At 70.8% G+C, this 20,719-nt stretch carries 21 protein-coding genes; 9 read left to right on the top strand and 12 right to left on the bottom strand.

The annotated features are described in order from the left end of the window. The first annotated feature begins 9 nt into the window (after positions 1–9). Together GNZ18_RS43630 and GNZ18_RS12335 are read left to right on the top strand one after the other, a co-directional pair. Positions 10–969: a sulfotransferase gene (locus GNZ18_RS43630; protein ID WP_216651260.1), complete on the top strand. Its 960-nt coding sequence runs from the start codon at positions 10–12 to the stop codon at positions 967–969. Between the two features lie 256 nt (positions 970–1,225). Beyond that, on the top strand, positions 1,226–2,227 hold the full coding sequence (locus GNZ18_RS12335; RefSeq protein WP_156216443.1) for an isopenicillin N synthase family dioxygenase: 1,002 nt from the start codon (positions 1,226–1,228) through the stop codon (positions 2,225–2,227). Between the two features lie 101 nt (positions 2,228–2,328). Here GNZ18_RS12335 and GNZ18_RS12330 read toward each other — a convergent pair whose 3' ends face one another. Beyond that, the gene (locus GNZ18_RS12330) at positions 2,329–3,318 is read right to left on the bottom strand and encodes a helix-turn-helix domain-containing protein (RefSeq protein ID WP_156216442.1); all 990 of its coding nucleotides are present in this window, start codon (positions 3,316–3,318) and stop codon (positions 2,329–2,331) included. 51 nt (positions 3,319–3,369) lie between these two features. Between GNZ18_RS12330 and GNZ18_RS12325 the strand changes: the two genes are divergently transcribed. Then, the gene (locus tag GNZ18_RS12325) at positions 3,370–3,765 is read left to right on the top strand and encodes a cupin domain-containing protein (RefSeq protein WP_156216441.1); all 396 of its coding nucleotides are present in this window, start codon (positions 3,370–3,372) and stop codon (positions 3,763–3,765) included. Between the two features lie 212 nt (positions 3,766–3,977). Continuing rightward, positions 3,978–5,420: a MocR-like pyridoxine biosynthesis transcription factor PdxR gene (pdxR, locus tag GNZ18_RS12320; protein WP_312874457.1), complete on the top strand. Its 1,443-nt coding sequence runs from the start codon at positions 3,978–3,980 to the stop codon at positions 5,418–5,420. A 72-nt stretch (positions 5,421–5,492) separates the two neighbouring features. Here pdxR and GNZ18_RS12315 read toward each other — a convergent pair whose 3' ends face one another. The 3 genes from GNZ18_RS12315 to GNZ18_RS12305 all read right to left on the bottom strand — a co-directional run bounded on the left by GNZ18_RS12315 (position 5,493) and on the right by GNZ18_RS12305 (position 8,450). After that, positions 5,493–6,956, bottom strand: a complete 1,464-nt coding sequence (locus GNZ18_RS12315; RefSeq protein WP_156216439.1) for an MFS transporter — start codon at positions 6,954–6,956, stop codon at positions 5,493–5,495. 78 nt (positions 6,957–7,034) lie between these two features. Next, complete coding sequence (locus tag GNZ18_RS12310; RefSeq protein ID WP_156216438.1) at positions 7,035–7,541, bottom strand: cupin domain-containing protein; 507 nt, start codon at positions 7,539–7,541, stop codon at positions 7,035–7,037. A gap of 339 nt (positions 7,542–7,880) precedes the next feature. Beyond that, positions 7,881–8,450, bottom strand: coding sequence for a TetR/AcrR family transcriptional regulator (locus GNZ18_RS12305; RefSeq protein WP_312874456.1), 570 nt, complete (start codon positions 8,448–8,450; stop codon positions 7,881–7,883). A 103-nt stretch (positions 8,451–8,553) separates the two neighbouring features. Between GNZ18_RS12305 and GNZ18_RS12300 the strand changes: the two genes are divergently transcribed. Then, on the top strand, positions 8,554–9,165 hold the full coding sequence (locus GNZ18_RS12300) for a DUF2867 domain-containing protein (RefSeq protein ID WP_156216436.1): 612 nt from the start codon (positions 8,554–8,556) through the stop codon (positions 9,163–9,165). Between the two features lie 455 nt (positions 9,166–9,620). Here the strand turns inward: GNZ18_RS12300 and GNZ18_RS12295 are convergent, their stop codons facing one another. Next, positions 9,621–10,562: an alpha/beta hydrolase gene (locus tag GNZ18_RS12295; RefSeq protein WP_156216435.1), complete on the bottom strand. Its 942-nt coding sequence runs from the start codon at positions 10,560–10,562 to the stop codon at positions 9,621–9,623. Between the two features lie 116 nt (positions 10,563–10,678). On the opposite strand from GNZ18_RS12295, the gene GNZ18_RS12290 reads away from it, so the two are divergent. Further along, positions 10,679–11,332, top strand: coding sequence for a TetR/AcrR family transcriptional regulator (locus GNZ18_RS12290; RefSeq protein ID WP_156216434.1), 654 nt, complete (start codon positions 10,679–10,681; stop codon positions 11,330–11,332). A gap of 17 nt (positions 11,333–11,349) precedes the next feature. Here GNZ18_RS12290 and GNZ18_RS12285 read toward each other — a convergent pair whose 3' ends face one another. The 4 genes from GNZ18_RS12285 to GNZ18_RS12270 form a co-directional block, all read right to left on the bottom strand. Continuing rightward, entirely contained in the window at positions 11,350–11,733 is a 384-nt protein-coding gene (locus GNZ18_RS12285) for a hypothetical protein (protein ID WP_156216433.1), read from the bottom strand. 63 nt (positions 11,734–11,796) lie between these two features. Next, a complete protein-coding gene (locus tag GNZ18_RS12280; RefSeq protein WP_312874455.1) occupies positions 11,797–12,270 on the bottom strand; it encodes an NUDIX domain-containing protein in 474 nt (157 codons plus the stop codon). A gap of 37 nt (positions 12,271–12,307) precedes the next feature. Continuing rightward, positions 12,308–13,306: a quinone oxidoreductase family protein gene (locus GNZ18_RS12275; protein WP_156216432.1), complete on the bottom strand. Its 999-nt coding sequence runs from the start codon at positions 13,304–13,306 to the stop codon at positions 12,308–12,310. Further along, the gene (locus GNZ18_RS12270) at positions 13,306–14,154 is read right to left on the bottom strand and encodes an MBL fold metallo-hydrolase (protein ID WP_173390751.1); all 849 of its coding nucleotides are present in this window, start codon (positions 14,152–14,154) and stop codon (positions 13,306–13,308) included. Before GNZ18_RS12270 ends, GNZ18_RS12275 begins: the two co-directional genes overlap by 1 nt. Positions 14,155–14,232: 78 nt before the next feature. Between GNZ18_RS12270 and GNZ18_RS12265 the strand changes: the two genes are divergently transcribed. Continuing rightward, the gene (locus GNZ18_RS12265) at positions 14,233–14,583 is read left to right on the top strand and encodes a winged helix-turn-helix transcriptional regulator (protein ID WP_156216431.1); all 351 of its coding nucleotides are present in this window, start codon (positions 14,233–14,235) and stop codon (positions 14,581–14,583) included. 85 nt (positions 14,584–14,668) lie between these two features. Here the strand turns inward: GNZ18_RS12265 and GNZ18_RS12260 are convergent, their stop codons facing one another. Continuing rightward, complete coding sequence (locus tag GNZ18_RS12260) at positions 14,669–15,289, bottom strand: TetR family transcriptional regulator (RefSeq protein WP_312874454.1); 621 nt, start codon at positions 15,287–15,289, stop codon at positions 14,669–14,671. A gap of 114 nt (positions 15,290–15,403) precedes the next feature. Between GNZ18_RS12260 and GNZ18_RS12255 the strand changes: the two genes are divergently transcribed. Continuing rightward, positions 15,404–16,906 (top strand): MFS transporter, encoded by a 1,503-nt coding sequence (locus tag GNZ18_RS12255; protein WP_216651258.1) that lies wholly within the window; start codon positions 15,404–15,406, stop codon positions 16,904–16,906. A 123-nt stretch (positions 16,907–17,029) separates the two neighbouring features. Here the strand turns inward: GNZ18_RS12255 and rox are convergent, their stop codons facing one another. Beyond that, on the bottom strand, positions 17,030–18,445 hold the full coding sequence (gene rox / locus GNZ18_RS12250) for a rifampin monooxygenase (protein WP_312874453.1): 1,416 nt from the start codon (positions 18,443–18,445) through the stop codon (positions 17,030–17,032). 313 nt (positions 18,446–18,758) lie between these two features. After that, positions 18,759–19,997, bottom strand: a complete 1,239-nt coding sequence (locus tag GNZ18_RS12245) for an MFS transporter (protein ID WP_312874452.1) — start codon at positions 19,995–19,997, stop codon at positions 18,759–18,761. A gap of 95 nt (positions 19,998–20,092) precedes the next feature. Between GNZ18_RS12245 and GNZ18_RS12240 the strand changes: the two genes are divergently transcribed. After that, entirely contained in the window at positions 20,093–20,638 is a 546-nt protein-coding gene (locus GNZ18_RS12240; protein ID WP_156216428.1) for a TetR/AcrR family transcriptional regulator, read from the top strand. The last annotated feature ends 81 nt before the right edge of the window (positions 20,639–20,719 follow it).

Here is a 20,719-nt window from a genome sequence, read left to right as displayed (position 1 = left end):
TACTTCCACGTGGTCGCTCCCTCGCCTGTCTTCGTAGCCGGTACCGGACGGTCGGGAACATCGCAGCTCGCGAACATCCTCGGCGAACACCCCCGGGTACACAGAATCCCGATCGAGACCAGGTTCCTGGTCGACCCGGGCGGCTTCAGGGACCTGGCGGACGCGCTCACGATCCGATACGACCCTTACGTCGGGGACGACGCCCTCCGCAGGCTCAGCGATCTCCTGACCCGGCGACTCGTTCTCGACATCGACATCGACCGTGGTCACAACGTTCCGCAGGCCATCGGCGAGCGGCACTACTGGGGCGCGGTGGGACGGCTGTGGCCGGAACTCGTCGCGACCACGTTCGACGAGCCCGTGCCGGGCGCGGGGTTCGGCCACACCGACTTGCCCCCCGGGCCGTTCGAGCCTCAGAGCCGCCGACGCGCGGTCCCGAGGTACTTCAGTGATCGGAGTGAACTGCTCGCCGTCCTTCGTCGGGCCGTCGACACGATGTTCGGCGGTGCGGCAGAAGATGCGGGAAAGCCGATCTGGTGCGAGAAGACACCGTTCAATCTTCTGTGCATGGACTTCCTCTGGGAGCTCTACTCCGAGGCGACCATCGTCCACATCAAGCGCCACCCGGTAGCGGTGGTCGCGTCGCACATCGACCAGCCATGGGCGCCGTCCACGGTCGACGGCGTGCTCGCCTGGCTGAAGCCGATCTATGACCGATGGCTCGCCTGGAAGGCGAACGCCGACCTCGATACCAGGCGCTACGTTGAGATCAAGGCGGAGGACCTCGCCGCGGCCTGGCCGGAGCAGCGAAAGGCCCTCTTCGAGAGCGTCGGCGTTGACGACTTCGCGACCGCGTCGACGTTCCGCAAGCGCAACCTCCACCACCGCGACGACCGGTTCGACAGCGGCACCCGCGCCCTGATCGAACGAGCACTCGGGGATGTCATCGCAGCCATGGGATACCGGTAGCGACCGAACCGGCGCACCCTCACGGGGTCTCGATCAACCCCACCGAGGGCTTCTCCATGTGCTTGAGGGTTGCCGGCTGGTTCGGGCTGGTCGCCGAGATCGCGGACGGCGAAAGCCTCCGGGACCGGTTCAACGGAACAGTGGAAGTCATGGCTCTCGGAGACAGCCTCGACCAAGCCCGGTTTGAGGAATCCCCCAAGCCAGTCCATTCCACCCCGCCCGGCCAGTCGGCGAAAACAGCACAATGGAGGAACCCATGAGCCCGAATTCGGTCACCATGGTCGACGGATATGTTCCGGTCATCGATATCGCCGCCCGGCACGACGAATCCGGCCGTGCCGCACTCGCCGAGGCGATCGGCAGGGCCTGCCGGACGTCGGGCTTCTTCGTCATCGTCGGCCACGGGATCCCATCTGCGCTCATCGAGCGCATGCACACGGCGACCACCACGTTCTTCACACAGCCGGACGCAGAGAAGGACCGGTTCGCGAGCCGACCGGGATTCTCCGGCTTCCGCCGGTCCGGCGGCACCACCGCCCAGAGCCTCGACCGCAGGACGCCGCCCGACCTGTGCGAGTCCTTCGGCGCGCACGTCACGGGAGAGCTGGGCGACCGGGAGCGCGAGGCGCTCGGCGACTACTGGGCGACCTGGAAACTGGCCAACCTGTGGCCGCGGACCCCGGCCGACTTCAAGGACACCTGGCAGGAATACATGGCCGCGATCCACGTGCTGGCGGCCGACCTGCTGCATCTGTGCGCCCGCGCCCTCGGGCTCGCCGAAGACCACTTCGACGACAGGTTCGACCGGCACGTCTCATCGCTGGTCGCCAACTTCTACTACCCCCAGGTGGACGAGCCGCTGCCCAACCAGCTCCGCAGAGGCGCGCACACCGACTTCGGCGGGCTCACCGTCCTCTACCAGCAGGACGACAAGGGAGGATTGCAGGTCCTTCAAGGCGAGGACACCTGGCGCGACGTCCGCGCCATCCCAGACAGCTTCGTGATCAACATCGGTGACCTCATGGCCCTGTGGACCGGCGGCCGGTGGGTCTCGACCATGCACCGGGTGGTCAACCCCGAGCGGGCGGACACCTCCTCACGCCTGTCCATCCCGTTCTTCTTCCAGCCCAACCACGATGCGGAGATCGATCCGCTACCGCCCCTCTCCCCCGTCGCCAACCAGCAACCGCCCCAGTCCGTCATCGCCGGGGAATGGATGGCCATGAAGACACAGAAACTGTTCGCCCCCGCCCAGTAGCCAACGGTTCCGCCGGGCCGGGGGCCGCGAATGCCGGGCGCCCCGCGGAGCCCACGCGGACTCGCAGCGCCCGGCACCGCTCCGCCGCTCAGGGGCAGGCGCTATTTCGCCTCGGGGCCGAACCTGCGCTGGTACGCCGAGGGGGTGACGCCGGTCTCGCGACGCATCAGCGCACGCAGATTGGCGGCGGTGCCGAGCCCGCTGCGCCGCGCGACGACCTCGAAGCGGGTCTCGCCCCGCTCGATCAGGCGGCATGCCAGAGCGAGGCGTTCGCCGGTGAGCCATCTCAGCGGGGTCGTGCCCAGTTGCGCCTGGAAGCGGCGATGCAGCGTCGCCGGGCTGACCGCCGCACGCGCCGCCAGGGCGGCGACCGTGAGCGGCGAGTCCAGCCGTTCGTTGGCCCAGTCCAGGACGGGTGCCAGCGACTCGTCCGGCAGGTTGGGCATGGGACGCTCCACGAACTGCCGCTGCCCGCCGTCGCGATGCGCCGCGAACACCAGTCGCCGGCTCACGGCGTTGGCGATCTCCGCGCCGTAGTCGCGGCGGACCACGTGCAGCCCGAGGTCGAGTGCGGCCGCGCTTCCGGCGGCGGTGAGGATGTCACCGTCGTCCACGAACAGCACATCCGGCTCCAGCCGCACGGAAGGGAAACGGGTGCGGAAGGAGTCCGCCCACTGCCAGTGCGCGGTGGCGCGGCGTCCGTCGAGCACCCCGGCTTCGGCCATGGTGAAGGCGCCGCTGCAGAAGCCGATCAGGCGTGCCCCGCGCGCGTGCGCCCGCCGGATGGCGTCGAGCACGACCGGACGGCGGGGAACCTCCACGTCGGGCCGGTTGGGGACGATCAGGGTGTCCGCCTCGTCGGCCTCCTCCAGCTCGGCGACCCCCGTGAGAGTGAAGAACCCGTCCCGCATCACGGTGCTCGGCTCGGCGGCGCAGAGCCTGAAGTCGTAGAGGTCACGGCCGAGCTCGGGCCTGGGCAGACCGAAGACCTCGGTCGCACAGCCGAGTTCGAACGGGTTGGAGTTCTCGTCGACGATCACGACGACCCGGTGCAGGCCCGCGCGAACGGCGTGCGAGGATTCTTTCGCCATATGCAATTCCTAGCACTCACGCGGAGCGCCCGCACACCCCAGGATGAGCCTATGAGCAACGACCCCATCCTTCTCGGCAAGGCGCTGACCTCCTTCGACGCCCTGTGGAGCCCCCGCATCGTCACGCGGGTCAACGACTACGACGTCCGCATCGCGAAGGTCGAAGGCGAGCACGTCTGGCACGTCCACGACGACACCGACGAGTTCTTCCTCGTGCTCGACGGAGAGCTGCACATCTCCCTGCGCGAGCCCTCAGGGGAGCGCACCGTTCTGCTCCCCCAAGGCGCGGTCTTCACCGTCCCCCGGGGCACGGAGCACAGGCCCTACGCTCCGTCCGGCGCCTCCATCCTCATGTTCGAACCCTCCGGGACCTCGACGGTCGGCGATCGCCACGACGACATCCCGGACCACGTGGACGCGACGACCGGGCACGCGCTCGACTCCTGATCCAGAGCACGCTCGAACGGCGAGCAGCCTCACCGAGGCGTGCCGTTCCGGCAGATCGGACCGAAGAGCGGCTGAAGACCCACCTTCTTGGTCCTGGCCTCCCTGCCCAGCCTGGAGGCCAGGACCACCGCCTATCCGGCCCTGCTTGCGGTGAGACGTTGGGCACGCGGCTACCCTGGGGATCCGAAAGACCGATCCAAGGGGGCAGTCGAGTGCCGGACTCTCCGGTCAATTCTGCCCGTGAAGCGGGCTCCGACCTGCATCTTGAGCTGTCGCCCACCGGACCCCGCCGGGCGGCGGTGGCGGCGGCACTGCGGGAGGCGGTGCGCAGTGGACGGCTCGCGCCGGGGACGCGGCTGCCGCCGTACCGTTCGCTGGCGGTGGACCTGGGGGTCGCGCGCAACACGGTCGCGGACGCCTACGCCGAGTTGGTCGCCGAAGGCTGGTTGACCGCTCGGCAGGGTGCCGGTACCCGGGTCGCCGCACGCGTCGTCGCCAAGCCCCGACGCGCGCCCGGGAAGGCGCCCGACCGCAAGGTCGGCGCCGTCGCCCACAATCTGCGGCAGGGCCAACCCGATGCGACGTCCTTCCCCCGTGCCGCGTGGACCGCGGCCGTCCGTCGCGCGATCACCGCCGCGCCGCATGACGCGTTCGCCCCCGGCGATCCCCAGGGACGTCCCGAACTGCGCCGGGCGCTGGCCGAGTACCTCGCGCGGGCGCGTGGGGTGTCCGCCTCACCGGACCAGATCGTTGTCTGCGCCGGGTTCGCGCACGGGCTGCGCCTGCTGTTCGGCGGTGTGCTGTCCGGGCCGCTGGCCGTCGAGCCGTACGGCCTGTCCTTCCATCGCGGCATCCTGGCCGACGCCGGAGTGCGCACGATCCCGATGGGCCTTGACGAGAGCGGCGCACGGACCGACGAACTGGCGTCGCACCCTGGTCTCGCGTCGCGGCGCGGGGCAGGTGGCGTCCTCCTCACGCCCGCTCACCAGTTCCCGACCGGCGGCCCGCTGCATCCGACGCGCCGTGCCGCAGCCGTCGACTGGGCGCGCGGCCGTGGCGGCGTGGTGCTGGAGGACGACTACGACGGCGAGTTCCGCTATGACCGTGAACCGGTCGGCGCCCTTCAGGGGCTCGATCCTGACCACGTCGTCTACCTCGGTTCGGTGAGCAAGAGCCTGTCCCCGGCGATCCGGCTCGGCTGGATGGTGCTGCCGCCGCACCTGGTCGAGGCGATGCTCGCGGCCAAGGGGTTGCGCGAGGCGTGGACGGGTGTCACCGACCAGTTGGCGCTCGCGGAGTTCATCGCGTCCGGGAACTACGACAAGCACATCCGCCGCATGCGGCAGCGCTATCGTGCCCGCCGCAACCTGCTAGCGGTGACCTTGGCCGAACGCGCCCCGCACATCGCGGTGACCGGGATCGCGGCCGGGCTGCACGCGGTCCTGCGTCTTCCACCCGGTACCGAGGCCTCGACCGTCAGGGCGGCCACCCGGATGGGCGTGGCGCTCGACGGCCTCGCGACGTTCCGCCACCCCGACAGCCCCCAACCCCACCGCGACGGCCTGGTCGTCGGATACGCCACGCCTCCCGACCACCGCTACCGACCGGCGCTCGACGGGCTGTGCCGCGCCCTGCCGCCACCCCCCGCCGCCTGAGCCGCACACCGCTCCAGAACGCAAAGCGTGGTGCCACCCGGAAGGGGTGGCACCACGCCGAACCTGTGACGATCAAACGTGCATCACCGATCGACCGCCGGTCCGCTCGTGGCGCTCGGCCACCGGCGCGGTGCGGGGCTTGCGCAGGCCGAGTGCGACCAGCGCGGTCGCCACGATGCCCGCCGCGGCGATCAACACCGCACCGCGCAGCCCGTCGGTGGTCGCGGTACGCAGCGCCTGGCCCCCGAGCCCGTCCAGGCCCGCGTTGGCGACGGCCACCAGCAGGGCCAGGCCGACCGCGCCGCCGACCTGCTGGCTGGTGGACACGATGCCCGAGGCGATGCCCTGGTCCGCCGCGGCCACCCCCGACGCGGCGGCACCGAACATCAGGGTGTACCCCGCGCCCTGGCCGAGCCCGAGCACGAGCAGCCCGGGGATCAGCGCGGCGTAGGAGGCGTCGGTCGCCATGGTCGCGGCGACGATCACGGCGCCGACGCCACCCGCCGCCAGCGCCGCGACCAGCACCGGCCGGATCCCGTACCGGGTGGCCAGCCTGCCCGCGAGCTGCGAGCCGACCGCGATGGCGGCCATCGGCGCCAGGAACGCCAGCCCGGTGGTCAGCGCGTCGTAGCCGTGCACGCCCTGGAAGTACACGGTCAGGAAGTACATCAGCGTGCCGAAGGTGCCCATGTACAGGAACGTGACGACCGTCCCCACGCTCAGGTCGCGGTTGGTGAACAGGCGCAGCGGCATCAGCGGATCCGCGCTGCGCCGTTCGACCGCGACGAAAGCGGCGAGCATGAGGGCGCCCGCGAGCGCGGCGGTCAGGACCACGGGCGAGAGCCATCCCGACTCCGGCCCCTGCACCAGGGCGAACACCACGGCCGTGACGCCGATCGTCGAGGTCAGCGCCCCCGCGACGTCCATCGAACGGCCACCGGCGCGCGGGCCGTCCGGTGCGATCAACACGAAGGCGAGCAGCGCGGCGGCACCGGCCAGGGGCACGTTGACGAAGAACACCGCCTCCCAGCCGAACGCGTCCGTCAGCACACCGCCGAGCAGCGAGCCGAGGATCATCCCGCTGCCGCCCGCAGTGCCCCACACCGCGAACGCCCGATTGCGCTCACGCCCTTCGGCGAAGCTCGTGGAGACCAGGGTGAGCGTCGCGGGGAACAGGAGCGCCCCACCGATCCCCTGGCCGGCGCGGGCCCCGACCAGCACCGCGGCGGATTCGGCGAGGCCGCCGAGCAGCGAGGAGACCGCGTACAGAACCAACCCCGAGGCGAACAGCCGCCGCGACCCGAACAGGTCACTCGCCCGCCCGCCGAGCAGCAGGAAGCCGCCGAACGCGACGGCGTACGCGCTGACGACCCACTGGAGGTCCTGCGCGGAGAAGCCGAGGCCGGAGCCGATCTCCGGCAGCGCGACGTACACGATGTTGTAATCGATCGAGATGATCAACTGGGCGAACGCCAGCAGCGCCAGCGTCGCTCCCAGGCGGCGCCGCCCGGGTGCTGAGGACGTGGTCGAGGGCATGGGGAAACCACTTTCGGAGAAGGAGGCGCAGGGAGGACACTCGGCCGGGCCGCTGGTTCACGCGGCCCGGCTACGGGCTCAGTGCTCGGCGAGGGCCTTCGACCACACGGGACTGTCGAAGTAGTGGTTGTCGTACTGCTGCGAGCTGTCGCGGATGTCCTGCACCGTGGCCTCGCCCCGGTGGACACGCTCCAGGAGCCGGTAGTAGTCGAAGCGCTCCAGGCCAGGGGTGAAGACCACCAGCATCTCGGCCTCACTGCCGGGAGCCGGCGCGAACGCGTGCGGCACGGTCGGCGGGACGGTGAGGAAGTCGCCCTTGTTCAGGGTCAGGACCTCCGCGTCCACGAGGATCCGCATCGTGCCGTCCAGGACGAAGAACATCTCGGTCGCCTTGGTGTGGAAGTGCGCGGGAGCGCCCGGCGAACCCTTCTGGAACGTGGCCTTGTTGGCGGTCAGCGCCCCGCCGGTCGCGCCCGCGTCGGCGAGCAGGGTGATCAGGCTCGTCGCGCCGTCCTGGAGGGACTCGGCGGTCTCGGACCGGACGAGAAGGGGTGCGTTCGAGTGGTTCGAGGCGGCGGCGTTCATGGATTCTCCCGGAGGGCCGGCCTGGCTTCCCACCAGGCGCTTCTTGCTGACACCGATGAATCTACGGCCGCCAAAGACCCACCAGATGGTTCATTCGATGACAAGCATCATGGGTCAATTTCTCGGTAGCCCCGAGGGGGGCGCCCGGACACGTGCCCCTCCACCAGCACATGTCGATGGGCTCCACTTCCGATGCGCGGGATGGCCCTCGAACTCGTCAAGGCGCGGACGGCATCCCCCTAGGAGCGCGTCACCACAGCCGGCGCTCGCCCGGCGCGCACGCCTCAGACGCCGGGCGAACACGGAAGCCGAGCACACGGTCAGCCGAGTGCGGGACGGTCAGACGTCCTCGTCGTGAAGGTCCATCAAGACGATGTCGGTGGCGCGGGCGCGGACCTCGGCGCGGGTGCGGCCCGGGTGGTCGGCGGCGAGGAAATGACTGCCGATGGCCAGGCAGAAGGCCAGCAGGCTGCGCGCCTCGATCTCGTCGGGATCAGAGCAGAACGTGCCGATCATTTCGCGTGCCAGCGTGATGCGCTGGTTGTCGACGCGGCGCAGGCGTTCGGAGACCACCTCATCGCGTCGCGCCCAATCCCGGACGGCCAGGTCGATCGGCAGCAGGCGGTCACCCGACAGCGTCAGCCGGCCGGCGAGCCGGATCTTGGCCCGAGCGTCGCCGCCCTCGTGTGCGACGCGGGCCACCACGTCGTCGATGCTCTCGCGCTCCCAGACGTCCAGCATCGCCTCCAGCAGCGCGTTCCTGTCGGCGAAGTGCCCGTAGAAGCCGCCCTTCGTCACGCCGAGGCTCTTGGCGAGCGCCTCGATCCGTACGGCCTCGGGTCCGCCCGCGGCGAGTGCCCGCAGTCCTTCCTCGATCCACGCGGCCTGTGGCGTTCGAACGGCTCCCACCGTGTGACCCACCTCATTCCCCAAGATCTATACGCACCCGTATATAAGAGCCTAACCTCGATGTATACGCCAGCGTATAGGGCTGGTGGGCAAGGAGGAGACCATGTCGAACCGACTCCCGCACACCGAGCACACCTCACGCCCATGGCGGATCCACGAACTCACACCGGGATTCCGGGTGGAGGACGTGTGGCGGTACCGCACTCCTGGCGCGGGCCCGGACGACTTCCCGGTGATGCTCGACGCGCTCGCAGCGCTCGCCGGCCCCGGAAACGCGGGCCTCTCGGTGCGGTTCCTCTTCGCCGTCCGCTGGAAGCTCGGCGCCCTCCTCGGCTGGGACAAGCCCAAGGCGAGCCTGGGTAAGCGGGTCAGGTCGCTGCGGGAGATCCTGCCGTCCGATCTGCCCGTGCCCCCAGACGGCCAGGCCATCCGCGGCACTCCGTTCACCCGGCTGTACGTCCTCGAAGACGAGTCCGCCCTGGAACTGGCGAACAAGACCGTGCACACGGTGTGCCACCTGGGATGGGTACAGAGCGAGAACGGCGACTACGAGCTGCACATGGCCGCGCTGGTCAAGCCCAACGGAATATTCGGACGCCTTTACATGGCTCTGATCAAGCCCTTCCGGTACCTCATCGTCTACCCCAAGATGACCCAGCAGTGGGAACGCGCATGGCGCGACCGCGCCCGCCTCGTCCCAGGCATCAGGGCTTAGCGGAATGAAGAGGGCCCGCGTCCGCAAATGGACCCGGGCCCTCGTCACTCACGCGCCCCCATCACCCCTCGCCATTGAGAGCATTCGTACGCACGAAGTGCCGAGTTGGGTGTATGGATATGGTTTTCTAGGGGCGGGGTGTGGTCGGTACGGAACCATCGTCGCGATAACGGTCTCACCACACACGGCGCCCAGTGCGGCGAGCGCCCTGTGTCGCCTCGGCCTACTGATCGGGGACGGGTGCGGGTCGAGGGCGCGCATGCTGTCGCGCAGATGAGGGCGGCGGGAACGATCATGCGGAGGTTGTGGTCGCCGTAGCGGGCCGCCTGGGCCCCGGGACCGTATGAGCCGTCGCCAAGGAAGCGACTCCCGCCCAGGTGGCCCTCGCCCGGCTCCTCACCTGCGGCGGCGACGTCATCCCCATCCCCGGCAGGGCGGCGTGCATCGTTCCTCCGTCACGCTGCCAGGGCCACGCGGAGGAACTCGAAGATCTCCGCCTGGGCGTCCACCGCCTGCGGCTCCACACCCGGCAAGGTGAGGAACGCGTGCCGCGCTCCGGGGTACTCCGTGAGCTGCACGGATGTCCCGGCCGCTCGCAGTCGCTCGGCGTAGCGGCGGCCGTGATCGGCGACCGCGTCCTGGGTCGGCACCACGACCAGGGCGGGAGCGAGCCCGCCCAGGTCGTCCGCGTACAGGGGCGAGAACGCGCGGGCGTCGACTCCCTGCGGGACGGCTAGCCGCCGCAAGAACTGAAGCAGGGGCTTGGCGCGGCTCGGGCTGTAGGCGTACTCGGCGACGGACGGGTAGTCGAGCATCGTCTCGGTCACGTCGGTCGCGGGGTTGACCAGCACCTGCGCCCTGAGCTCCACGCCGGCCTCCCGGGCCCGGACGGCCGTCAGGGCGCTGATCAACGCGCCGAAGCTCTCACCGAACACGGCCGTGCGCGTCGGGTCGGCGCCCCACTCCGAGGCGTTCCGCATCAGGTGCTGGAGCACGTCCCAGCCGTCGGCGGCGGCGTTCGGTAGCGGACTGTCCGGGGCGACGAGGCGGTGCTCGACGGAGACGACGAGCGCGGGCAGCCGCGCGGCGAGATGGCTGTTGGTCCAGTCGCACTGCGCCGCCGTCCCCACGAAACCGCCTCCGTGGACATGGACCACGAGGGGCAGGTCGGTCGCGGCCTCCAGCGGCCGGTACACCCGGACCGGAAGGTCTCGACCGGGCAGCTCGACGTCCTGCCACTCGATCAACGCGCCGGGGTCCGGTTCCCCGATGAACGCCCGAGCCGCGCTGGACGCCCGCCAGTTGTTCTCGGCGGTGCGATAGGAGATCAGCTCTTCGGCGGTGATCGCCGAGAGGTCCGGCTCCGGCGGGCGCTGCACATCAGTGGTCTCGCGCATGTCTCCCTCTTCCTTCCTGGCCGAGAGCCCTCGGCCGCTGCGTTGTCCTCATTATGCACGCACCGCGTGCAACGGCAAGTGCATGCCCTAGAGTGAGCACGGACGAGAGGGGCGAGATGGCAGGCCGAAGGCGTTGGTCCACCGAGGAGATCCTGGACACGGCGGCAGAGCTGCTGCGTACGGGCGACACCGAGCCGTTCAGCGTGCGCAAGCTCGCCGCCGCGCTCGGGACCGACTCCTCCAGCCTCTACCGGCACTTCCGTAACAAGACCGAGCTGCTACGCGCGGTCGCCGACCGGACCCTCGCGGCCGCGATGGACGGCTACCGCCCCGAGGGCGACTGGAAGCAGCGGATCACCGCCACGGCCCTGCGCCTGCGAGAAGCGTTCGGGCAGCACCCCCAACTCGCCGTGGTCTGGGGACGCTACGCGTCGGGCGGCGCCGGTTCCCGGCTGGTGATGGAGGAGGTGCTCCAGGCCCTGCGGGCCTCGGGTCTGCCCGATGAGGAGATCCCGTCCCGCTACCACCGGATCGTGATCCTCCTCGCCGCGCTGATCGCCTCCGAGGCCGGCATCGGCACCCTCGCCCCGGATGAATACGAACAGGGCATGGAGCACTTCCGTGTCGCGGTCCTCGGCGCGGACCCCGACCAATTTCCCGCTCTGGCCCACTTCGCGCGCGAGATCCGCCCGCTCGCGGCCGATCGCCGCGCCGCGTTCGACGAGATCCTCGCCGGGCACCTCGCGCAGATCGAGTCCGCGATTCGCTGAGGCGAGTTGCCGACCCCCTAGTCGGCCTCGAATTTCAGGTTGCTCTCAACATCGACGACCATCGCGTCCACGTCGAACGTCAGCTTTACGGGGCCCGCCAGCCATCCGAGATGGTGAGCGTAGAAGAATTCGTAGGAAACGACTCCGGCTCGCGCGATCATCGGTTGCTCGCCTCCCCTGGCCCAGCCGCTGCCGATCGGCACCCAGGGCCGCCCGTCCGCGCCGACCACCTCGAACTCCGTGCCGTCAAGGACGAGCGTCCAGGCGGTGGATTCGGGATCGCTCAGGCTGTGCGCGGGCTGATCACGCCGGACCGTCTCGTAGCGGGCCATGACGGTGCCTCGCCCATCGAGGATGACGAACGGGACTTCGCCGGCCGCGATCACTTCTCCATCTGCCACGTCCCGTATTGTCCTGCGGTCACTCTCCGGGCGTCCGCAGAATCCCGGTCTCGGGGCGCTTGCCTATGTCGGGCTGAGGGACTGGTAGGTCACGTGGCCGGTGTGGCGCGCTGTCAGTGCACGTGGCAGCCGGTGGGCGGCGGTGGGCGCCATACGGGATATCGCCTTGTCAGGAGGGAGGAAGACGAAGGCGGCGATCTCCTCTTCTTGGACCGTGATAGCGGAATGGTCGAGGACGCCGCCGTCGAAGATCAGGTAGATCATCGGCCGGGGCCGACCGCTTCCAGCCGCGACGAAGTCGACGGCCAGAAGCGGGCCGGCTGGACGGTCCAAGCCCAGTTCTTCGCGAATCTCCCTACCGCATGCGACGTGGGGAGGTTCGTTGTCCTCCGCGACTCCGCCGGGCAGACCCCAGTCGGTCCGGTAGTGGGTCTTCACCAGCAGGACGTGTTCCTGCGGATCGGTCAGGAGCATGCCCGTCGCCAGATAGCAGGCGGGCAACCGCTCGAACCAGGAGGTGGGATCCGTCCAAGGCACCGAGCGATCCTGGTCCGGTCCGCCTGATGAGGCGGCATCAGGCTTGGGGGTCGAGGAGCACCCTTCCGAGAGGACGGTCTTCGACGACGCGTCTTTGAGCCTCGGCGGCCTCTTCCAGCGGATAGACGCGGTCTATCACGGGGGTGATCTCGTGGGCCGCGAGGTGCCCCAGCAGGGTGCGATACGTGTCGGCCAGTTCCTCCTGCGTGAAAGCGGTGAACAGGAAGCCCTCCACCCGCGTGGTCTTCCAGATGAGGTCGGTGACGTCGATGGCGGCCTTCCTGCCGGCGGTGTAGCCGATGCTGACCAGGACTCCCCCGCGCCGGAGCGTGCCGAGTGCCTGGCCGGTGAGGTCGCCGCCGAGGCCGTCGAGAACGATGTCCACCCCCGCGCCGCCGGTCAGCCGCGCGACCCCGGCGCCCAGCGTTTCCCGCTCCAGGTCGATGACCGCGAGGTCGCCGGTGCCGGGGACGGCGGCGAGGCGGTCGGCGCCGCGGACGGTGGAGATGACCTGCGAGGCGCCGAGGATCGGGGCCACCTGGGCGGCGGCGTAGGCGACCGCGCCGTAGATCCCGGGTGCGAGGACGACCTGCCCCGGCCGCATCCGGGCGGTCCTGGTGAGCGCCAGCCAGGCGGTCAGGTAGCCCGCCCCGGCCACCAGGCCGGCGGCCTCCTCGTCGCTGACGTCGTCGGGAATGGGGACGAGGTGGCTCGGCGGGACGGACGCCAGTTCCCGCCAGGTGCCGTCGCGTGTCGTCCCGTAGCCCCACCCGCACAGCAGGACGCGCGCACCGGGTGCGTGCCCCGACGGGCCGGGCTCCGCCACGTGCCCCACGGCACTGGCTCCGGGCACCAGCGGCAGCGGTCGGTGCATCGACGGGGGCAGGACGCCGGTGCGGACCTTGTCGTCGAGGGGGCTGACGCTGGCGCGGGCGATCCGGATCACGACGTTGTCGGCGCCCGGTTCCGGCTCTTCCAGTTGGTCGACCCGCAGGGTGTCCCGTCCGCCGAACTCGTGGAAGCGCACGCCGCGCATCAGGCCAGCCTCTGCGCGTTGAGCCAGACGGTGCCGGGGTTGACCCGGTCCGGGTAGCGGTGGGTCATCTCGTCGAAGAACGTTCGCGCCGAGGGCTTCCCGGCGAGCACCTCGCGGGCGGTGCGCAGGTATTCCGCGGTCTCGTCGAGGATGCGCGGGTCGTCGGCGCGGGCGGCGTCCTTGTGGCCGGCGACCACGGCGTCCGGTGACAGGGCGCGAACGGTGTCGAGGGCGCGGAGCCAGGCGTCGATGCCGCCGTCGAGCCCGCCGTCGGCGAGATACTGGTGGACGTTGTTGTAGGCGACGTCCCCGGCGACGACCAGACCGAGCGCCGGAACGTGCAGGACGGTGGAATCGTCGCAGTCGCTGTGCCCGACCTCGACGGCACGCAGCGGGTGCCCCTCCAGGGTGAGGCCCTCGGCCGGAAGCGCCTGCGCGGTGACCTGGACGTCGGGGAGCTGCCCAGGGAAGAGGTTCTCCCAGAACGCCTTCCGCCGCCCGGTCGTCGAGCCGTGCATGAGCCGGATGGTGCCCTCGGTGGCGTGCACCCGCGCCCCGGGAAAGCGCTCGGCCAGCAAGGACGCGCCGAACCAGTGATCGCCGTGGCCGTGGGTGATGTAGATGTGGGTCAGCCGCTTGCCGGAGCCTTCGACCCAGTCACCGACCCGGCGGGTCTGCTCGACCGTGAACGGCGGGTCGACCAGGACCGCGTCCGTGTCGCCGGAGACCAGGGTGGTCGACAGCGGAGACCACTGCTGGCGCGCCCCGGTCGGCAGCGTGCCGGTGGTGGGGATCGGCTCGGACACGAACACCTCGTACGACAGCGTCGCCGGGCTCGACTCGGGCATCGCCTTACTCCTTAGTGGATCATGTTGTATCATAAGGATGGAAGGTATCCTAAAGATAGTAGATCCGGGAAGTGGACCATGTCACATCGCGAGCTGGACATCGAGCACCTCCGGCCGTACTGCCCGTACTACGCCGCGGCGATGGACATGATCGGCCGCCGCTGGGCCGCGACCGTGCTGCGCGCGCTGCTCGGCGGCGCCACCCGGTTCAGCGACATCGCGGCCGCCGTTCCGGACATGACCCACAAGCTGCTGTCGCAGCGGTTGAAGGATCTTGAGGCCGACGGGCTCGTCGAGCGCAGCGTGGAGCCCGACACCCCGGTGCGCATCGAGTACCGGCTGACCGAGAAGGGGGCCGCGCTCGGCCGGGTGCTGCTCGACCTCAACCGGTGGGCGCTGGAGTGGGTCGAGCTTCCGGCCGAGTCCTGACGCCGTCAGCCGCATCCAGCAGGCGTCGATGAGCACCGCGGGCCGACATCATCGGCCCTCGCCGAAGAACTACGAAGCGTGATCGCTAGGCGGTGGCGGTGAGCGCGGCGGGGATCGCGGCGAAGGTCTCCTCGACCAGTTCCATCAGTGCGCCGCGGTCCCCTCGGCCGCCCTGCGCCGTCCAGCGCAGGGAGGCCGTGCGCCAGGCGGCGACGAATATCTCCACGGCCAGGCGGAGGCGCCATTCCTCGACGCCGGCGTCGGAGCGGCCGCTCACCACCGCGACCAGGGCCCGAGTGGTGTCCTGGCAGTAGCCGAGGCTGTGCGCCTGCAAGGCGGGGACGGCTTCCGACAATTCGCGGGCGGCCAGGAAACGGCGTTCCCAGTCGTCGTCCATGGTGCTCAGGGTGGTGGCCAACGTGACGCGGAGGGCATCTATCACCGGGCCGTTCATCTCCCGCGCCGCCACATCGTCGAGATAGGCCGACCACAGGTCGCTGTCGGCGGCCAGTGCGACGTCCTCCTTGGACCGGTAGTTGCGGAAAAAGGTACGCCTGGAAACCTCCACCGCGTCGCACAGGTCGTCCAGCGTGGTGGCGTCGTATCCGCGTTCGGTGAACAGGCGGAGAGCGGTCTCGGCCAGGGCTCGGCGAGTGCGCACCTTCTTGCGCTCGCGCAGCGGCAGGTCGCGCAGGTCATCACTCACACCACGAGGCTACCACCTGGGGGCTATTGCCCTTTGACAGCTAGTGCCACTCAGTGGCACTGTCGCCTTGGTGGCTGATTGGCCGTCGATCCTGCCCTGAAGGAGCCCGAACTCGTGACGACCGGACCCGCCGGACGCCCCCGTCCAACGATCACGCTCGCGGTGGTGATGCTCGCCTTCCTCACCGTGCCGATGTCGATCTCCGGGGCGGCCGTGGCGCTGCCCGACATCGGCGCGGACCTGCGCACCGCCGGTGCCCCTCTCCAGTGGGTCATGAACGCCTACAACCTGACGTTCGCCTCGTTCACGCTGGTCGCCGGCTCCACGGCCGACCTGGTGGGGCGCCGCCGGACGTTCGTGGCCAGCGCGGGGCTGTTCGCCGTCGGCTCGCTGGCCGCGGCCGCCGCCCCCGGCATCGCCCTGCTGGACGCGGCGCGAGCCCTGTCGGGCATCGGCTCGGCCGGGGTGTTCGCCAGCGGCGGCGCGATCCTCGCCACCACCTTCGACGGCGCGGCGCGCACCCGCGCGTTCGCGGCGCTGGGCAGCGCCGCCGGGCTCGGTCTGGCGGCCGGACCGACCCTGTCGGGCTGGCTGGTCGGCGCGCTGGGCTGGCGCGCCACCTTCGGGACGCACGCCGCCTTGGTGGCCGTGGCGCTGGCCGGGGTGGGCTACGTGGCCGAGTCGCGCGCCGCGCAGCGCCCCCGGCTGGACGTGACCGGTGCGGTGGTGTTCGTCGCCGGGTTGGGCGCGCTGGTCCTGGGTGCGGTCCAGGGTCCGGAGTGGGGGTGGACGAGCCCCGGCGTGGTGGCTCTGCTGGCCACCGGTGTGGGGCTGCTGGTGGCCTTCGTCGTTCTGCAGGCGCGTTCCGCCGCGCCGCTCCTCGACCTGTCGCTGGCGAAGAACCGCCGGTTCCTCGCGTTGTGCATGGTGCCCGTCGTCTCGACGTTCGGCTTCGTGACGCTGCTGACCTACCTGCCCACCTACCTGGTCGGGGCGAGCGGCCTGTCCCCGCAGCGCGCCGGGACGGTGCTGCTGCTGATGACCGCGCCGGTGCTGCTGGCCCCGCCGCTGGCCGGCGGGCTGGTGAACCGGGGCGTATCGCCCCGCGCACTGATCACGCTTTCCCTGGCGTTGTTCGCGGGCGGCAACGCCTGGCTCACCGTGATCGGCCCGTCCACGTCCGTCGCCGTCATCGCCGGGCCGCTGCTGATGGTCGGGCTGGGCGCCGGCCTGTCGTTCGGCGTGGGGGACGGAGCGGCGATGAGCCTCGTCGAACCCGAACGGGCCGGAATGGCGACCGGCTTTCTCAACACCATGCGCATCGGCAGCGAAGCCATTGTCATCGCCGTTTACGGCGCCGTCCTGGTCAGCCTGATCAGCGGTCGCGTCGGCTCCAAGGAACTGGCCGTGCGGGTCGCCGCCGGAGACGTCACCGGCGGTGCCTCCGGCGCGCCGGCCGCAGGATTCACCGATGCCCTGCACATCGCGCTGTACGGGACGGCCGCCGTGTGCGTCGTCGGCACGGTGGCCATAGCCGCCGCACTGGCCCAGCCGCGCAGACGCGTCGCCGCGGAGGTGGGCGCGGCGGACTCCCCCGCGCCCACCAAGGTCACCTGACCGGGCGCGTCGAGGGCTGGCGGGGCTCGCCGCATCGCCTTGACGCATGTGGTTGCGGACGACCAGCCCGTCCAGGAGGCCGAACCGGTCGGCCTCCTGGACGGGACGAGCCCTCAGGCGAGATCAGTCGGCGGGCCTGCCGAACCAGCGGGCGAGGTGGCCGTCCAGCTCCTGCTGATCGTCACCGATCCAGGCGACGTGGCCGTCGGGGCGCAGCAGGACGCACGGAACATCCAGCGCGGCCGTGGAATCCGCGAGGTGATCGACCCGGTCCGACCAGCCGCCGGCGCTCAGGCGTTCGGTGCGGTCCAGCAGCAGGCCGCGGCCGCGACGCAGCAGACCGTAGAGACTGCCCTGTTTCAGGTCGATGTCGTGCAGGCGGCGGCCGAGCAGGTCGGGGCCCTCGCCGAAGTCGTAGCGGATGCCGATCGCGCTGATCTTCTCGGTCAGATGGCGGTTCACCTCGTCGAAGTCCATCAGTTCGCTGAGCAGCCTGCGCACGGCCCGCGGGCCCGCTCCGGCGGATTGCAGTTCCATCTGGGCTCGGGTGTTGTCCAGTACGTCCGCGGCGACCGGATGGCGTTCGGCGTGGTAGGTGTCCAGGAGCGTTTCCGGCGCCCAGCCGCGGATCCGCGCGGCCAGTTTCCAGCCGAGGTTGAATGCGTCCTGAACTCCCAGGTTGAGGCCCTGACCGCCGGTGGGCGGATGGATGTGCGCCGCGTCGCCCGCCAGCAGCACCCGGCCGACCCGGTACCGGTCGGCCAGCCGGGTGGCGTCGCCGAAACGGGACAGCCAGCGCGGGGAGTGCACGCCGAAATCGGTTCCGGCGATGGCGCGCAGCTCCCGTCTGAAGTCCTCGATGGTGGGCGGTTCCGCGCGATCGCTGACCCCGGCGGCGGGGACCACGACGCGATAGGCCCCTCCGCCGAAGGGGCCGAGCGTGAACGCCTTGTGGCTCTCACGGATTTCGGCCACCTTGGCGGCGATCTCCTCCTGCGGTGCGCGCACCTCCATCTCGCCCATCAGCGTGTCGGTGCGTGAGGGCTCGCCGGGAAAACCGACGCCGAGCAGTTTGCGCACCGTGCTGCGTGCGCCGTCACAGCCGACGAGATAGCGCGCCCGCAGCCGTTCTCCGCCGGCCAGCTCGACGGTCACGCCCTCCTCGTCCTGGACGAGACCGGTCACCGCGCGACCACGCCTGACCTGCGCGCCCAGCCCGACCGCGTGTTCTTCGAGTAGGCGCTCGACGACCGGCTGCGGGATTCCCAGCAGATAGGCGTAGGCGGAGTCCAGGCCCGCGGGGGCGGGTTTGCTGATGGCCGCGAAATAGGCTCCGGCCGGACGCCGCCGTCCGTGTTCGAGAACGCGCTCCAGCAGGCCGCGCATCGCCATCAGTTCGAGACTGCGGATATGCAGGCCGACGATGCGGACGAACGAGGCGGGCTCGGTCTCCTTCTCCACGACGAGGACCCGCACATCGTGCAGCCGCAGTTCGGCGGCCAGCATCGCACCGGTCGGCCCGCAGCCGGCGATGATCACGTCGTGGCCGAGGGGCGCGCGGACGTCGCGCTCGGCCGTGTCGTTCGACGACGGCCGGGCGGTGGATCGCGAAGCGTGCATAGGTGTTGCCTTTCGGGAGTGCCCTGATGGTGAGGCGCTCCCGGCGACACCTACGTCAATCGCCCAACCGCGACCGGAAGGGGAGCACCCACGTCGTTACTGCGTTCATGGGTCTCACCTCCTCGGGCGGTGTCACGGCCAACTGGAAGCTACAAGCACCCTCGTCATCACGTCCACTCCTTTTCACGGTGCCGCGCTGGGAGCGCGGTGGCGTCACGCCCTCGTCCGCCGGTCATCGCTTGTCCATCGCGTGATCGACGGGCGTCCCTCCCGCAAGCGTTTCGGCCGGGGGCCCGGCGGGCCGCCGGGCGAGGCGGTGGGCCAGTTCGGACAGGCCCAGGGCGAGCAGGGCGACCACGGCCGCGGCCGGGGCGAGCCGGTCGGCGCCGAGCCAGCCGATGCCGACCGCACCGGCCATGCCCGACAGGGAGATGGCCAGGTAGAGGATGGCGGCGTTGAGGGACACATAGACCGAGGCCGAGGCCGGATCCAACGCGATCAGCCGGTGCTGCTGGGGGGTCGTCAGCGCCCAGGCCGGGATTCCGTAGGCGACCACCATCACGGTCGCCGCGGCGAAGGAGTCCGTGGTCAGGGGCATCACCAGCAGCGCCGCGACGAGCAGGACGATCGCGCCGGACGCGACCGCGCGCCCGCCGAGCCGGTCGGCCAGCGTCCCGCCCGCGTAGTTGGCCACCGTGCCGACCAGGCCGAAGACGAACAGCAGCAGGGCCAGCCGGTCGGCGTCTCCGCCGGTCGCGGGTTCGAAGACGGCGGAGATGTAGGTGTAGGGGATGTAGACGGCGGTGAAGCCGACCAGCGTGGTGCCCATCAGGGCGAGCGCGCGGGGGTCGCGCAGCGGGCGCAGCCGCTCGCCGAGGCCCTCGGGCGCCGGGGCGGTGATCCGCTTGGGGATCACGGCCGGCACGGTCCCGATGCCGAGGACGGCGAGGGCGGCCAGGAACCACACCGTCGCGCGCCATCCCAGCGTCCCGCCGAGGACGGTCCCGATGGGGGCGCCCAGGGCGGTGGCGGCGGTGAAGCCGGTCATGACCGCGGCGATCGCCCGGCCCCGGCGCTCGGCGGGGACCAGTGCCGCCGCGGTCACCGACGCCGCCGGTACGAACAGTCCGGCCCCCACAGCGGCGACCATCTGCGCGGCCACCAGCGCGGGGAAGCTCGGCGCGAGCGCGGTGGCGGCGTTGCCCGCCAGGTAGACGCCGAGCGCGAGCAGCAGGATGCGGCGCCGCGGCCAGCGGGCGGTCAGCGTGCCGAGGACCGGCGCCAGCAGCGCGCAGACCAGCGCGAACGCGGTGACCACCTGCCCGGCCGCCGCGATCGAGATGTCGAAGGTGTCGCCGAGCAGGGGCAGCATGCCGGCGAGGACGAACTCGTCCGTCCCGACCGCGAAGACTCCGAGTCCGAGGGCGAGCACGCTCCAGCGGGCGTGCCGCGTCCGTCCGTCATCGGCCACCAGGACCTCCAAAACGGTACCGATCGGTTCCATTGACTGCCCGGTACGGTACTGATCGGTTCCGTTTTGGGTCAAGTCGCGGTACTCTCGGCGGTATGCCGACACGAGCCCGCGAACGCCTCGTCCAGGCCGCCGAGGACCTCTTCTACGCCGAGGGCATCCACGCGGTCGGGGTGGAGCGCCTGCTGGAGCGGTCCGGCGTGGGCCGGGCGTCCTTCTACCGCCACTTCGCCAGCAAGGACGACCTGGTGGCGGCGTTCCTACGGGAGCGGGACGAGACCTGGCGCCGCGCCCTGGCCGAGGACGTCGCCGCGCGCGGCGACGAGCCCCTGGCCGTCTTCGACGCGCTGGAGGCGGGCTTCGGCGACGACTACCGCGGCTGCTCGTTCATCAACGCGATGGCCGAGATCGCCGACACCGACCACGCGGTCTACTCGCTCGCCGAGGACCACAAGCGCGCGGTCACCGGCTACGTCGACGGGCTGCTCGCCAAGGCCGGGTACGCCGAGCACGCCGAACTCGCCGAGCAGTTCGTCCTGCTGCTGGACGGGGCGATCGTGACCGCGCAGCGCCTCCGGACCCCCGAGCCCGCGCGCCGGGCCCGTGCGATCGCCGAGACCCTCCTCGCCAACGCCGGATAGCGGCAGGGTCGCCCTCGGGCGCGGGCGGCGCCCGGCCCACCGCAGGTCGCAACGTGTCCCCGCCGTCACCGCCCGCAGCGG

It is taken from the genome of Actinomadura litoris, from assembly GCF_009733595.1.
Lineage (GTDB): Bacteria > Actinomycetota > Actinomycetes > Streptosporangiales > Streptosporangiaceae > Spirillospora > Spirillospora litoris.
This window is presented reverse-complemented; position numbering and strand designations above follow the sequence as displayed.